The sequence below is a fragment of the Pseudomonas sp. MIS38 genome, assembly GCF_019891575.1.
GTDB lineage: Bacteria > Pseudomonadota > Gammaproteobacteria > Pseudomonadales > Pseudomonadaceae > Aquipseudomonas > Aquipseudomonas putida_A.
On the sequence record NZ_JAFLXF010000071.1, the window covers coordinates 1 to 429 of the forward strand.

Here is a 429-nt window from a genome sequence, read left to right on the forward strand (position 1 = left end):
CGACGGTGATGACAAAACCTTCGGGATTCTCGACTTCATCCTCCTCCGGAATGTGCCACTCCAACTCAGGCAGGAAGGTGCTGCCGTCCGGACGTTTACCCAACAGGAACAGCTCAATGCCCATGCCGTACTCGATGGCCGGATCGAACGGAATGCGGACGTTGATGGGTGTCTTCGTGGGATCGATGAAGTCACCCTCGGCTTCTTCGATGATCGGTGCGGCCAGGCGGTGGGCTGCGCCGGTGACTTGTACAAACTGCCTTTTTGAGCGTAACGGGTCACTGCTGCCGCTGCGTTCCAGCCGATAGAAGAAACTGACCTGGGTATTGACCAGTTTGCGCACGGCCGCAATGGACAGCTTGAACTCGTAGTTATGCGGGATATTGTCGACGGTCTGGGGCAGGGCGGTGACTTCGACTTTTTCGCCCT

At 57.3% G+C, this 429-nt stretch carries 1 pseudogene; it reads right to left on the reverse strand.

What is annotated here, in order from left to right:
- Window positions 1-429, reverse strand: a pseudogene (locus tag J1G18_RS27900) (hypothetical protein); the annotation flags it as partial.